Origin of the sequence: uncultured Microscilla sp. (assembly GCF_947493425.1) — a bacterium.
GTDB lineage: Bacteria > Bacteroidota > Bacteroidia > Cytophagales > Microscillaceae > Microscilla.
In genome coordinates, this window is sequence record NZ_CANLRP010000052.1 from 1 (window position 1) to 13,626 (window position 13,626).

The 13,626-nt window shown below is 38.3% G+C and carries 13 protein-coding genes; 4 read left to right on the top strand and 9 right to left on the bottom strand.

Translation table 11 applies throughout. The features are described 5' to 3' along the window. Positions 1-278: 278 nt before the first annotated feature. The 6 genes from Q0954_RS14870 to Q0954_RS35065 form a co-directional block, all read right to left on the bottom strand. A complete protein-coding gene (locus Q0954_RS14870; RefSeq protein WP_299458193.1) occupies positions 279-1,523 on the bottom strand; it encodes a PD-(D/E)XK nuclease family protein in 1,245 nt (414 codons plus the stop codon). 166 nt (positions 1,524-1,689) lie between these two features. Continuing rightward, positions 1,690-2,430 (bottom strand): ABC transporter ATP-binding protein, encoded by a 741-nt coding sequence (locus Q0954_RS14875; protein ID WP_002698620.1) that lies wholly within the window; start codon positions 2,428-2,430, stop codon positions 1,690-1,692. 785 nt (positions 2,431-3,215) lie between these two features. Further along, complete coding sequence (locus Q0954_RS14880; RefSeq protein WP_299458196.1) at positions 3,216-5,297, bottom strand: TrkH family potassium uptake protein; 2,082 nt, start codon at positions 5,295-5,297, stop codon at positions 3,216-3,218. Next, positions 5,294-6,292, bottom strand: a complete 999-nt coding sequence (locus Q0954_RS14885) for a bifunctional heptose 7-phosphate kinase/heptose 1-phosphate adenyltransferase (protein WP_299458200.1) — start codon at positions 6,290-6,292, stop codon at positions 5,294-5,296. The genes Q0954_RS14880 and Q0954_RS14885 overlap by 4 nt, the downstream gene beginning before the upstream one ends. 94 nt (positions 6,293-6,386) lie before the next feature. Next, positions 6,387-7,610: a pyridoxal phosphate-dependent aminotransferase gene (locus tag Q0954_RS14890; protein ID WP_299458202.1), complete on the bottom strand. Its 1,224-nt coding sequence runs from the start codon at positions 7,608-7,610 to the stop codon at positions 6,387-6,389. A gap of 739 nt (positions 7,611-8,349) precedes the next feature. Continuing rightward, positions 8,350-8,538 carry a transposase gene (locus tag Q0954_RS35065; RefSeq protein ID WP_366916745.1) on the bottom strand — a complete coding sequence of 63 codons (189 nt, stop codon included), beginning with the start codon at positions 8,536-8,538 and terminating at the stop codon, positions 8,350-8,352. Positions 8,539-9,174: 636 nt separating this feature from the next. Between Q0954_RS35065 and Q0954_RS14895 the strand changes: the two genes are divergently transcribed. Together Q0954_RS14895 and aroQ are read left to right on the top strand one after the other, a co-directional pair. Next, positions 9,175-9,657 carry a hypothetical protein gene (locus Q0954_RS14895; RefSeq protein WP_299458204.1) on the top strand — a complete coding sequence of 161 codons (483 nt, stop codon included), beginning with the start codon at positions 9,175-9,177 and terminating at the stop codon, positions 9,655-9,657. Positions 9,658-9,670: 13 nt separating this feature from the next. Continuing rightward, the gene (gene aroQ, locus Q0954_RS14900; protein ID WP_299458206.1) at positions 9,671-10,099 is read left to right on the top strand and encodes a type II 3-dehydroquinate dehydratase; all 429 of its coding nucleotides are present in this window, start codon (positions 9,671-9,673) and stop codon (positions 10,097-10,099) included. Between the two features lie 140 nt (positions 10,100-10,239). Here the strand turns inward: aroQ and Q0954_RS14905 are convergent, their stop codons facing one another. From Q0954_RS14905 to Q0954_RS14915, 3 genes are all read right to left on the bottom strand, one after another. Further along, positions 10,240-10,692 (bottom strand): MarR family winged helix-turn-helix transcriptional regulator, encoded by a 453-nt coding sequence (locus Q0954_RS14905; protein ID WP_299458207.1) that lies wholly within the window; start codon positions 10,690-10,692, stop codon positions 10,240-10,242. A 118-nt stretch (positions 10,693-10,810) separates the two neighbouring features. Continuing rightward, positions 10,811-11,242 (bottom strand): organic hydroperoxide resistance protein, encoded by a 432-nt coding sequence (locus Q0954_RS14910; RefSeq protein ID WP_299458208.1) that lies wholly within the window; start codon positions 11,240-11,242, stop codon positions 10,811-10,813. A 295-nt stretch (positions 11,243-11,537) separates the two neighbouring features. Beyond that, positions 11,538-12,230 (bottom strand): VOC family protein, encoded by a 693-nt coding sequence (locus tag Q0954_RS14915; protein WP_299458209.1) that lies wholly within the window; start codon positions 12,228-12,230, stop codon positions 11,538-11,540. A gap of 203 nt (positions 12,231-12,433) precedes the next feature. On the opposite strand from Q0954_RS14915, the gene Q0954_RS14920 reads away from it, so the two are divergent. Continuing rightward, on the top strand, positions 12,434-13,012 hold the full coding sequence (locus Q0954_RS14920; RefSeq protein WP_299458210.1) for a hypothetical protein: 579 nt from the start codon (positions 12,434-12,436) through the stop codon (positions 13,010-13,012). A gap of 102 nt (positions 13,013-13,114) precedes the next feature. Beyond that, positions 13,115-13,621: a hypothetical protein gene (locus tag Q0954_RS14925; RefSeq protein WP_299458212.1), complete on the top strand. Its 507-nt coding sequence runs from the start codon at positions 13,115-13,117 to the stop codon at positions 13,619-13,621. The last annotated feature ends 5 nt before the right edge of the window (positions 13,622-13,626 follow it).

Consider the following 13,626-nt stretch of genomic DNA (forward strand, 5'->3'; position numbering starts at 1 on the left):
TCTGTTCATTATTGCTAAATTTTGCTCACACAAAGATAATAATTAATTCCACATTTATTTATTGCCTGGTACACTAGTGCATTGGGTACTAAGTTACTCACATATTCCGACCTCCCCAAATCAAGTTTGGCTCACAGCTCCGAGCTTGTTTTCGGAGGACTTTGAGCTTTTGCCTGCTGACTTTACCTAAAAAAACTCACGTAGCTACGGCTCCGACATGCTTCAGAATTCAGAAAACGAACTATGCTTGTTTCACATCACCTCTATTATTTTTCAATTTATGGCAAGTGAAGCAAAACTTCGTGTTTCCAATGCCGAATAACTTCTTGCTCGAAGTACTTGAAACGTTCTAAAAAAACATCAAACATATCGGGGGTATCTAACGAAAGTTCCTCGGCTTTGAGCAAAGTAAAGTTAGCAATAGATGGATAACTGGAGGTAGGTTTTGCATCGCGTACCAACGCACTTTGCAACGAAGAAAAAGTCTTCATTCGATCAAAATACCTGGTTTTGATTTGCTGTAGACGATGCTTTTCTTCAGGTTTGTTTTTATGCCCCCAAATACCCCCAAAGCAGAATTGGGCCCAAATACGTTCTGCTTCAAAAAATAGTTCAATGGCAAACATAGCTCCTGTACCTTCCCAGGAAGCAAATTGCTCGCGTACAAAAATAGGGTACACCTCCTGGGGCAATATTCTTATCACCTGTGCATCATTAGGCGTAAGCAATTTATACTCGGTATGACGTTCGGTAAGAAAATACTGCCTTACTTGCGTAAATATTCCTGACAAGTTGGGTTTATGCTGCATGATAAACTCAATTGCCTTGTGGTGCCGTTTATAAATTTGCTGTGCCAGGCGAATGTGTTCGTCGTCCTCCATCATGTTTTTATCTACACTATCAACATAAGATTGTATAAAAAATGCTACTTGAGTGTCCAGGTGAGCATGCGTTAGTACCTGGTTTATCATTGACCTAAGGGTACTATAAGCCAAATGTTGAAAATAAACCTCTTGTTTGATAAATCTCAAAGGATGCTGGGGGGTAATATACAGGTAGTAATTGGTATATTCATCACCTGGCCATCGGTTTTCTATCAATTTGTAGTTGTGTTGCAGTACCTCTTCAGCGTTGTACAATGGCATGTCCAAAAAGTTTTTGATGCAAATCGTAAACTTTACTTCATCATTCAACACCAATATATCTACTCCCTCATAGTCCCTTAATATTTCGGTTTTCTCAAAATCGCCCAAACTATACCTGATTTTGTCAGGTTTGCTCAAATAATGAAAGTGAGTGATGAGTTGCTTCAAAAAAAACTGCCCTATATCATGCGAGCCTTTAGGATCAAGCAACCAGGCAATAAAGTTAGAATGTTGTTGGGTTTGTGTATCCACCCCCAATACTTCAAACAAGTTAAAACGGTTGAGGTATTGTTCAATTTTTTCGAGGTGATGGGCTTCATCCAGCACAAATTGTTCAAATACCTCCAAACCTTGTAATTCGGCAACAAGTGGTGTCATTGTAATAATTGGTTAATAATACTTGATAAGCATCTGGTCATCAGTATGCTCTCATTGAATGTTTATAGTGCTATCAATTGATCAGTTTGTTTACTTATTTAGGTGTGCTACTCAATGCTATTAATTTTATCTCAACTCAGGCGTTCTTATGTTTCTTTTTTATTTTCTACTCAGGCATAGAAGTAGGCTTTTCGGGACGAGTAACATTGGTATTGATGATGTCTGTTTCTACCAACCCGTCGCGTAAACGCACTATTCTATGTGCATAATGGGCTATATCATCCTCGTGCGTTACCATGATAATGGTATTGCCTTTTTGGTGCAACTCATCAAACAAGTCCATAATCTCATAAGAAGTTTTAGAATCCAGGTTACCTGTGGGTTCATCTGCAAGGATAATACTGGGATCATTTACCAAAGCCCTGGCAATTGCCACTCGTTGGCGTTGTCCTCCTGACATTTCGTTGGGTTTATGTCGGTAACGATCGCCCAAACCTACGCTTGTAAGGGCAGATAAGGCTTTTTCCTCCCGGTCATATTTATTATACCCTGCATATATCAGTGGTAAGGCTACGTTTTCAAGGGCAGTGTTTCGGGGTAATAAGTTAAATGTCTGGAAAACAAACCCAATTTCTTTATTTCTAATCTCTGCCAACTCGTTTTCAGTCAAGTCACTTACATCATTGTCGTTCAGGATATAAGTGCCACTGGTGGGCGTATCCAAACAACCTATAATATTCATCAATGTAGACTTACCAGAACCCGAAGGTCCCATAAAAGCCACATACTCTCCCTGATAAATATCAATAGAGATAGACTTAAGCGCCTTGACTACTTCACTTCCCATATGGTAAGTTTTGGCTATGTCACTGGTTTGAATAATGCGTTTTTTATTTTCTGAATTCATTGTTTTGAGTAAAAGTTATATGGAGTAAGTAGTAGCAAGTCCTTAGATACCGATAAATATCGGTGTAATTAGCTAAAAATAAGAGCAACTTATTCATTGTAAGACAGTTACATCTACTCATTAGGTATGTTTAATTCTGCCTTGGTACTTATATGTTTTAAAATTTGGTCAAACCTTACAATTCAAGCTAAAAAAAATGAGTTTATCACTGGCAGCAGAATTTAACCAATCCTTTAAGAAGCCTGTGGTAAATATACAAATTTTTCTTATTCAATGGATTTCTGAACAATTAGCAAAACGTGAGCTTTGAGTAAACTCACTTGAAAGTAGCGACTTTGACTGCTTAAAAGCCTAAATGCTTTACTAAGGGCACAATTATTAGCCGTTTTTAAGCATTGGGGTTATTTTTATGCGATGTTTTATGGTTCATTAAAGTTTTAACACCTAATTAATTTACGATTAATACAAGAACAAATTATACAATTTACAGAAAACAAAGAGGACATTCATGTATTATTAGGGCTGGGAAGCTGGTAATAACCTCAAGATAAGATACAGGAAACCTTTGAGGTGAATGATCACTTATTAGCTATACTAAAAGATGTTGTTGAACTGGAGTGTGTCAACCTAATTATTCATTGTTGGGTATATTTGAAATATCACAAAATAAACGCCTTCTAACTCAAACCAAGCAGTAGCATCAAGTCAGGATGACCAAACTAAGCCAAAATAATTGATTGTAAATATAGACTTTTTTATTAGGTTTAACTACAGTTGAGTTCACACTAACCTACCATTACATGCGCAGTAGGATATTTATACGAGGTACTAATTACTTTTTTACTTAAGGCAAGTGCAAGCGTTAATGTTCCTACCCTGCCTATGTACATGCTCGTAATGATCACAATTTTGCTTCCTTCGGTTAAGTTGCCCGTGATACCTGTACTTAAACCTACTGTAGCAAATGCAGAGATTTGCTCAAAGAACAGCTGTAGCAAAGGGGCATTAGGTTGGGTAATTGCCAAAATAAACATACAAACAAAATTGTAGGTAATAGCAAACGCCACAATAGAGAAAGCACGTGAAATGACATCTTGAGCAATTTGACGTCTCCCTAAATCTACAGTTTTCTTACCTTGTATATTAGCTATTGCCGACATAATTAAAAGCAGAAAAGTAGTAGTTTTAATTCCTCCTCCGGTAGACCCTGGAGCGGCTCCAATAAACATCAGAAATATGATCATAATGTAACTGGGCAAAGAAGGGGTAGACAGTCCAAGCTCAACCGTATTGAAACCTGCAGTACGGGTAGTGGCAGACTGAAACAAAGATGTAATGATTGACTCTAGCAAGTTTTTATCCTGAAGGGCTGGTTTGCCTTGCTCTAAGAAGTAGAAACCTACGGCTCCCAAAATAGTTAAAAATAAGGTCATGTTTACGGCAATGCGGGTACCCAGTGACCATTGCTTCCAGGGCATTGCCAGTCTTTCACGCATGTTTTTGGGTGAAAAAATATCTTGTATTGCTGAAAAGCCCAAACTACCAAAGGTAATGATAAGCACAAACACCAAATGTAGAATATAACTACTACGTACTCCTTTTTGGTACAAACCATCAGGAAACAAACTAAACCCAGCATTACAAAATGCCGAAATGGAGTGAAAAACAGAGAAATAGATCTTATTACCCAGGCTATTGTTGATTCTTAAATTGGCAGGTACTCCAGTGTTAGAGGGGTCAGTACTTGCCACAGTACCTGTATTAGTTTCGTCTTTTTTGGTGCTGTCAGTAGACACTTGAGCCACTTCTTTTTCTTCGCCAAAAGTAGGCAAACCTTCATCAATATTTATCTCAGCAGTATCAATTTTCACTGTATCTACAGTGTTAGGCTGCACAGTGTTCGTAGTATCAATAAAAGGTTTATTGAGGGTAATTTCTGTTTTGTATTCAGGGGTATAAAAAACCACGTCCTTGTTCCAGGTCATAAACACAGCAATGCTACCCAACACCTCAATAATAAAAGTAAGCACAATTACCTGTTTCAAAAGGTTACGTGCCGATGAAAGGCTTTCGCTACTCAACACATCCTGAATAATTGCCTGCTGCTTGATGCCTACTCCCTGGCTCAAAAAAGTAGCAAAAAAAGTGGCAAATGATACAATTCCAATTCCTCCCAATTGAATCAAAAAGAGGATCACAATTTGCCCTTTGACGCTAAAATCTGATGCTGCAGAAATCACCGACAATCCGGTTACACAAGAAGCACTGGTAGAGGTAAACAGGGCATCCAGAAAGTTGACGCCACCAGGAGCAGTAGACATGGCTGGCATCATCAACAAGCCGGTACCTATCAATATCAAGAGAATAAAACTTGCAATGAAGGTGGTGGCTGGGTTAATTTTAAGGTCAGAAACTGCCTGACTCGAACGTACCACTGAGTAAGAAAGCAACGCCACCAAATAAGTGGCAATGATCGATTCATAGAATACCCGATAATCGGCAAACTCCAGTAAAAGAAAAATATTATAAAACAGGTATAATCCCAAGGCATTGGTGAGTCCTACGAATAAGAAAACACCTACCAGTATGGTTTCAAAGAGGTTTTCTGTAATAAATACTCGCCTATTGAGGGCGTACAACCAACGAACTAAGAAGTGCAAGGCATAGACAAAAATATTCAACTCTAGCCAGTTAAACACTGACGAGATATCATCTGCTTCGAGGTCTGCTCCATAACAATACAGCAGCAACACTATAATGGCTGAGGTGTTTACATTATTAATGATGCGTAAAATATGGGCAATACGCTCTTGGTTACTATACAACAGGTGATTGAGTTGTTCTATAAACCTTGCTCTTTGATTCATGGCTGGAGTATATTATGTTTGATTGCTTCGTTCAATAACAATTGCTTATCTATAGATACTACTCCAAGATGTTCACAAACGAGCCCACCTGCCAGGTTCGACAAGGCTGCAGTAAATCGAGGAGAGGTATTCAATGCCAAACACAAGGCTGCTACACTCACAAGTGTATCACCTGCCCCCGATACATCTGCAATCGAGCGCAAATGTGCCGGGATGTGTACTTTGTCTTTCCCATTGTCCATATAAACGCCTAGCTCTGATAAAGTTACAAGGGCTTGTTTTACCTGAAGTGTTTGCTTCAGCTTGGCCACTGCGTCTTTTAATTCGTTGGCATCTTTGGCGTTAAACTCAATTTTCAATCCATCTTTTAGTTCCTTTAAATTAGGCTTAAACAAGGTAGCGCCAGTGTAATTCAAAAAGTTCTTCTTTTTGGGATCGACAATGGTAGGAATCCCTTTTGCATTGGCATATTCGATGACCCCCTGGATCAACTCTTCACCTAATACCCCTTTGTCATAATCTTCAAAAATAATGGCATGACAAGAATCAGCCAGTTTTTTAACCAACGCCAACAAATTGTGGGTTTCTGTAGGAGTAAGGTTTGTTGTATGTTCATGATCTACCCGCAAGATATGTTGGTGCCCCGACAAAATGCGGTGTTTGATAGTGGTAATGCGCTCTTTACTTTGCAGCATACCTTCTTTGGGTAGTTGGTGGGCATCAAGCAAATTGAGCAAATCGGTACCACTGCCATCATTCCCTATCACCGAGCATAGCACAGGCTCAGCACCCAATGCCTGTATATTCATCGCTACATTGGCGGCTCCACCCAATCTTTTTTCGCGCTGTTGAACCTGCACAATGGGCACTGGAGCTTCAGGAGAAATACGCTCTACTTTTCCCCAAAGGTAGGAGTCTACCATTACATCGCCTATAATTAATATCCTTTGCTGAGAAAAAGCGTTAAATATTGCTTCTATCGAGTCGTATTGCATATCTTAATGAGCTGTTTAGCCTACATTACCAAAGTACAAGCTACAGGTAATATAATGCGACCTGTAGCCTGTAGCTGAGGCTAATAGCTTACTTCTAGTTTAGTTTCTCTAATACTGTTTTAATCCGCTGCATGGCTGTTTTTAAGTCTTCGTCAGATGCTGCAAACGAAAAACGCAAGCAGTTATCAGCTCCGAAGGCTTCGCCAGGCACTAACGATACATGTGCATTGTTCAAAATGTACATACACAAGTCTATAGAATTATTGATGGTGTTTTTACCATCACTTTTGCCATAATAATAGCTCACATCAGGGAAAATATAAAATGCCCCATCAGGCAAATAAGTTTTAAAACCCTTGATGTCTTTCATCAGGTCAAGCACCAAGTCGCGGCGACGCAAATAAGCTTTAGCCATGTCGTGGCTAGGTGCCAAGTCGCCAGTAATGGCAGCATACGCGGCTTTTTGGGCAATAGAACAAGTACCTGAGGTAAATTGCCCTTGCAGCTTGTCGCAAGCACTGGCCAACCAGGTAGGTGCAGCCAAGTACCCTACTCTCCATCCGGTCATGGCAAAGCCTTTTGAGAAACCATTGACAGTAACGACTCTATCATGCATATCTTCAAATGCTCCCATGCTTACGTATTCATCCTGAAAAATCACATACTCGTAGATTTCATCGGCAATTACAAATACATCTTCATGTGCTTTGAGCACATCAGCCAAAGCCCTTAGCTCATCTTTGCTGTATACCGAACCAGTAGGGTTACTGGGCGAAGAATATAAAATGGCTTTGGTTTTTGGGGTAATGGCAGCTTTAAGCTGTTCTGGAGTAACTTTAAAGTTGTTTTCAAGGCTTCCGCTCACCATTACAGGCTCACCCTCAGCTACTTTGATTATCTCACGATAAGTTACCCAATAAGGGGCAAATACTACTACCTCATCGCCCGGATTAAGCAAGCACATCAATACGTTGGCAAGTGACTGTTTGGCACCAGTAGAAACCACAATATTTTCAGCTTCCCATTGAAGCCCATTGTCTCGCTTCAGCTTATCGGCAATTGCCTGACGAAGCTGTGGATACCCTGAAACAGGCGTATAAAAAGTAAAACCATCATCAATTGCTTGTTTAGCTGCAGCTTTGATGTGATCAGGGGTTTGAAAATCGGGCTCACCAAAGTTAAGCTTAATTACAGCCTGTCCTTTGGCTTCCAGTTCACGGGCTTTTTTTGCCATTGCGATGGTGGCAGACTCTGCCAAACGGTTGATTCTTTCAGAAAGAACCTGAGTGGCCTGTGGATTTTTAGTTTCTACGCTCATATTCACTAACCATTTGAGTATTGAATAATTGTTTTAATTAAGTGTTCCATCTGGCAGCTTCCTGCCAAATGGTGATCTTCCTGATATATCAGGAAAGCTACCACATTGATTGAATTTTGACGCCAGCAACATTTTTGATACAAACAAATATGCTCAATACTGCTATTCATTTTTCGCAAATTTATAAATGTTACCTAAAAATCTTTAGAAAGTGGAATAGTATTTTCTGTATAAATAATTTAGGATAAGAAAAATATTTTATAAAAATAAAGGTTGTATAACTGTTTGTAAACAAAATTTAATAGGTTTGTATCTCTATCTGAATCTTTTTTCTAATAAAGCAGATTTTTTTTACAAAAATAAATTATTGATAATCAATAACTTAACTTGTAAATCACAAGTTTTATCAAAAAAACTTTAAGATAGTTTTATTATTCCGGTTACTTTTTCATTCTTGGTAGAATGTATAAGTGACAAAAGAATTTTATTCAAATACACCTGTTTAACACTTTATTATTTTTAATGGAAACGCCTACTTCGATGAAGTAGGCGTTTTTTTTTGATCATTAGTAATAAGCTCAAAAAGCTGTTTGAAATCGGGTTTTACTCTATTTTTAAATTCAATAATAATTAATAATAAGTAGTCAGGTTGGTGCCCCCACTTTAAACTTCTATTTATACTTAAACAAAGATGGTTTTTTGGACAGATTTTGACCCATTGTCTGAATACCAACATTAATCAACCGAAGCTATTTCTAAATCCCGGCTCATCGAGGTAGCTTTGCTGTGCTAAGCTCAACAGATGGATGTAACGATGAAGTAAAGAAGATATTTCTCCACGAAGAACCCGATAACGGTACTTGGGAGTCCACACAATATGATAGCCACACTTATAGAAAGTATGAGTTAATTGACGATATTTACTCATTGTTTGTAAATTTTGGTTAAAAAAAATGGTAAAACCAAATTTACATGACCACCATCACAGACGGTGGTTTTTTACAAAAAAAATAAGGTCCTACTTCTATCTGAAAATTTTATAAGCCCCTAAAAATCAATGTGATATAAAACCCTAAAAGTTTGTAAAATGGCTTCAACTTGCAATACTAATATGCATTGGTGCCCAAAAAACAACTTATTTTAGGTTTTCGATTGGCTCCATATAGCGGAATTTATCAATTGGTGAAGACACCATCGCTATCAGGTTAAGAGGAAAACAATAAAAATGCAGAAAAGTCGCTTAAAAATACCATCAGCACCTCAGCGAGTGTCTCCACGCGTTGATCGAATCGCCAAAGTTTGGGCACCAAAAGACGTTTCACAGAGCGAAAAAAATATTAACCTGACGGCTATGGTGAAGACACAAAAAAAGGCAAGGACAGTACTTTTAAAAACTAAAGCTACCTGCTGGACTGTTAAAAGCTGGGCAGAGTATTTAACCCTACCAAACAAATGATTGGTTGGCAAAAGCAGGAAGCACAATCAACCCTCAAAAAACTGCCCTCTTAATTGTTTGTTGCCAAAAGCTAAATTATCTTGCCTATCCAAGAAAAATCCAAGAAAAATGTATACACCTTTTGAAGAAATGCCCGATCATGCCCGTGTTTGGGTATATCAGGCAGATCGCGCTTTGACTGACAGCGAAAAAGCTGAAATGGAACAACACCTCAAAACATTTGTAGACCAATGGACGGTACACTCTAAAGACCTGAAAGCATCGGCGAAGGTATTCCCTGACCGATTTGTGGTACTTGCTGTAGACGAAAACCACAATCAAGCAAGTGGTTGTTCTATAGATGCTTCAGTTCGTTTTGTGCAAGAACTTGAAAAACATTATAACCTAAGCTTATTTGTACGCACTGAAGTAGCTTATCTTGAGGGAGATACCGTAAAAACTACTCCAGTAAAAAGTTTGAAACAACAAGTAAATGAAGGAGTGATTACGGCAAATACTACCATATTTAATAACCTAGTAAACAATGTGGGAGAATTGAATAGCCAGTGGCAAGCTCCGGCAAAAACTACCTGGTTATCACGATACTTTTAAGCTTTTCAACACAATGACAATCGCTATTATCAATGGTCCCAACCTCAACTTATTGGGCAAGCGTGAAGTAGACATTTATGGCAACCAAACTTTTGACGACTACTTCAGCACACTGAAAGAAAAGTTTGATCAACAAGCCATTCTTACGTATTTTCAGTCTAACCACGAAGGGGGCATTATAGACCATATCCATGAGATTGGTTATGAGTATGATGGTATTGTACTCAATGGTGCCGCTTATACCCATACCTCGGTGGCCATTGCTGATGCAATAGCTGCTGTCACCACACCAGTGGTAGAAGTACACATTTCTAATATTCATGCCAGAGAGGGGTTTCGTCAGCATAGTTACTCTGCCACTAATTGCATAGGAGTAATTACTGGGTTAGGGCTCAAAGGCTACGAACTTGCTATCAAATATTTGATTGATAAACAAAAGTAATTTATAGTCAAGGGCAACTTTTAACAAGTGCCCTTGATAAAGCTACTCTGAGCCGTTTAAATGCCAGAAATATTATAATTGTTTTAAACAAAGTACTTGGGTATTGTATTCATCACCAAATACATTGAGATGGCACCTGACTAACTTTCCTGTTGCTCTATATTTTCCATTTGCCTTATCAAACCATAAATTTGCTGTTTTAGTTGACTTATCCCTTCAATAGGTAATCCAGTTTTATTCAAAATTTGTTCTGGTATACAATACGCCTGCTCTTTGAGCGCTTGCCCTGCTTCAGTCAATGTAATCATCACTTTTCGTTCGTCCTTTTTAGAGCGAGTACGTGCTACTATACCTGTTTTCTCCATACGTTTAAGCAAGGGAGTAATGGTGTTGGTGTTTAGGTATAACTGTTGCCCGATTTCATTTACAGTTTGTTCATCTTTTTCCCACAAAGCCATTAAGACCAAATATTGAGGATAGGTAATACCCATGGCATCCAGCATAGGTTGGTAAGCTCGTGTAATCATGCGCGATGCTACATACATAGGAAAACAAATTTGGTTTTCGAGCTTTAATAGTTCGTCTTGTTTCATATATATTGATTTATTTCAAAACGCTAAAATACGCAAAAAGCATCAGGAAAACGGATTTCCTGATGCTTTGATATTTAAGTATTCTTTTACCGAAAGGTAATCAATGGTGTCAAAGGGCTTATACCAACTCTTCGTTTACCAATGTAAGGCTTACCTCAATGTTGTTGCGGGTAGCATTAGAATAAGGGCATACCTGATGTGCAGTTTGCAAGAGTTTTTCGGCAACATCACGCGCCAAACCAGGGATTTTCACTTCTAGAGCTACTTCTAATCCAAACCCTCCGGAAGGTATAGAGCCAATTCCTACAGTAGCAGTTACTTCAGTATTTTTTATTGAAATTTTTTGCTGACGGGCCACATGGTTCAAGGCACTGTCAAAGCAAGCAGCATAGCCTGCCGCAAACAGTTGCTCAGGGTTGGTAAAATCTCCCCCTGTTCCCCCCAACTCTTTGGGCATACGTACTTCCAGGTTTAGTACATCATCAGATGACTTTACTTGACCATTTCTACCTCCAGTAGCTGTTGCTTGTGCTTTATATAATGTTTTCATCGTATTGTTAAATTAAATCGTTTACGTTTATATCGTTTGCGATACAAATATATAAAACTGCCTCGCACAATTACAAATATTAGGCAGTTTTTTTATATTTTCAATGAAAAAAGTTAAGCATTTTTACTCGCAAAAACTAAACAGTCAGGCTCTTTCTGATGCTTCTGAAGTACATATTTATTAGTTTATAAACAACGATTTACAAAGTAACTGCCTAAAAACTATAGGCTAATCATAGATGTAGACTTCACCCTAAAAAATAGTTTGTATAACAGAAAAGTTACCCAAACTTTTCTTAAGAATGTGCCACTCTGACAATGTAGGGGACTTCTTCAAAGGTAAGTTCGTCAGGTGTTTCACCCTCAATAGTTACCACAGTAGGGTACACCCCATTGGGCAATTCAGTAGGCAACCAGGTACGGTTGGTACGTACGATAATAAATAGACCATCAGGGGTACCCATAGGGCAAAAATTGGTGGTATTGCCTACTTTGCTATAAATAGATAAGCCCAGCTTTTCTTTTACCTGCTGGTGCATGCCAGGCAGGTTGGGCACAGGCAAACCTATTTCACTTACAGAACAAATGCTTTGAGCACTAAATGGTGCATCAGAAGTATTATTTAGGTCGTGTCGGGCGATAAACTCTACAATATTATTTGATGGATCAAGAAAATACAAGGCGTTGGCGTTCCAGTGAGGGAAATCTAAGATATCGTCCCCCTCGTGCTTAAGCAAAGGTATGCTACGCATATACAGCCAACGTCGAGCTTCTTCTATTTGATTTTCAGGAATATTGAATGCAAAGTGATAGGAAGGGTTGGTGTTTTCACCGGGAGGATTCCACCTAAACTCTAGCAAAGAATTGCCTGCCTTAAGAGTAAAAGCTGTTTCATTTTCATTTTGTAGCTCAAAACCAAGCACCATTACATAAAATACTTTTAGATCCTGTAATTGATTGGTATATAGCTGTAGCTTAGTGATTTTCATGTATCAAAATAGTTATTTGTACGTTTCAAAAAACGAATCATTACCTTTTGGTTAATCCTCACAAACAATTTGATTGTTTGGAAGACAGGTTTCGTTACCTGGGTTAGGTTTTGGCAATGATACTTGCTAAATTTATTCAGTCACTATCATCTTTAAAAACCTTTATCCAAAGTTCAATAGTAACTTATTTAAATTTTACCAACATGAAAAAAAACTTCATAAAAAACTCACTATTTATTGCATTGTTAACCCTACTGATGGGAGCTTACCAAACTGTAAGCGCACAGTCGAAAGAAGTAAAACTGCTGAACCTGGGAATACGCAACTGTGCCTCTGATGCACAAAAGAAAGACTTACTGGATGCTTATAAAATTATGCAACCTTATGATAAAACTGAGAAATTTCCTTTTGCGAAGTGGACAGCCTATTATGTGAAAAATGCCAACCAGGCAGCTAAAAAAGGACGCAAGGCAGTAGGAGTAATAGGTAGGCAGGCTAAAGCAGTCAAAATTTTACACGAACTGTCAAAAGGAGATTGTAAATATCTGAAGGATAAAAAAGGAAAAATAAAAAAGTATTTGGGCGAGATGGTGGCTATTTATGACACCAAGGTGGTAGCCGAAAAAGAAACTACCAAAAGCAAAAATCAGAACAATGCTTTATTTGGTGATAACACCACTACCGAGACCGGAGTAGCAATGGATGTAAAAAGTGCCAAAAAGCTACGAGACCTGGCAAATAAGCTTCGTAAATACTCTGGCTTAAAGCCAAAAAAATATTAAGCCCCCATCATTACAACAACCTAATCACAGGCTTATTTCTATAAAGTACCATTCATTTAACTTTATTGAGTAAGCCTTATTTTTTACAAAAAAATGATAACAATGAAACAAGTTTTTACCTTTTGTACATTGTTCTTATGTACTATGATGTTTGTCCAGGCTCAAAATTCAACGGCCGAAAAAACTGACGTCGGAATACAAAAAGCATTGGAAACTCACCCCAATGCCAAACGAGTATTACATAGCACTTTTAGTATTTCGCATTGGGTGCTACAGTTACATAAGGCAAGCACCAACGAAGAGTTGCGTAGGCACCATCTCACCGTAAAAGAAGTAGTACACCAACAACATATTGTAGAGGCATTGCATTCTATGTTGGGTGGGTGCCCTGAACTCGAAAAGCTGAGGATTCCTTTGACTAACCTCATGGGAGTTTTTAAAAAACACGTAGTTACTGAGGTAGTTACCAAAAAACTAACAAACCAAGACAATGCTTTGTTTGGCGACAATACCGAAACCATTGTGCGTACTAAAGTGGTAGGTACTTACAAGACAATTAAAGAAGTAAGAAAAAACATTAGGAAAATGAAAAGAACGCTCAAACTGTAATGTTA

Excerpts from the sequence above, each read along its gene's own strand:
- Q0954_RS14870 (WP_299458193.1), bottom strand. The coding sequence starts at position 1,523 with ATGACACCACTTGTTGCCGAATTACAAGGTTTGGAGGTATTTGAACAA.
- Q0954_RS14875 (WP_002698620.1), bottom strand. The coding sequence starts at position 2,430 with ATGAATTCAGAAAATAAAAAACGCATTATTCAAACCAGTGACATAGCC.
- Q0954_RS14880 (WP_299458196.1), bottom strand. The coding sequence starts at position 5,297 with ATGAATCAAAGAGCAAGGTTTATAGAACAACTCAATCACCTGTTGTAT.
- Q0954_RS14885 (WP_299458200.1), bottom strand. The coding sequence starts at position 6,292 with ATGCAATACGACTCGATAGAAGCAATATTTAACGCTTTTTCTCAGCAA.
- Q0954_RS14890 (WP_299458202.1), bottom strand. The coding sequence starts at position 7,610 with ATGAGCGTAGAAACTAAAAATCCACAGGCCACTCAGGTTCTTTCTGAA.
- Q0954_RS35065 (WP_366916745.1), bottom strand. The coding sequence starts at position 8,538 with ATGAGTAAATATCGTCAATTAACTCATACTTTCTATAAGTGTGGCTAT.
- Q0954_RS14895 (WP_299458204.1), top strand. The coding sequence starts at position 9,175 with ATGTATACACCTTTTGAAGAAATGCCCGATCATGCCCGTGTTTGGGTA.
- aroQ (WP_299458206.1), top strand. The coding sequence starts at position 9,671 with ATGACAATCGCTATTATCAATGGTCCCAACCTCAACTTATTGGGCAAG.
- Q0954_RS14905 (WP_299458207.1), bottom strand. The coding sequence starts at position 10,692 with ATGAAACAAGACGAACTATTAAAGCTCGAAAACCAAATTTGTTTTCCT.
- Q0954_RS14910 (WP_299458208.1), bottom strand. The coding sequence starts at position 11,242 with ATGAAAACATTATATAAAGCACAAGCAACAGCTACTGGAGGTAGAAAT.
- Q0954_RS14915 (WP_299458209.1), bottom strand. The coding sequence starts at position 12,230 with ATGAAAATCACTAAGCTACAGCTATATACCAATCAATTACAGGATCTA.
- Q0954_RS14920 (WP_299458210.1), top strand. The coding sequence starts at position 12,434 with ATGAAAAAAAACTTCATAAAAAACTCACTATTTATTGCATTGTTAACC.
- Q0954_RS14925 (WP_299458212.1), top strand. The coding sequence starts at position 13,115 with ATGAAACAAGTTTTTACCTTTTGTACATTGTTCTTATGTACTATGATG.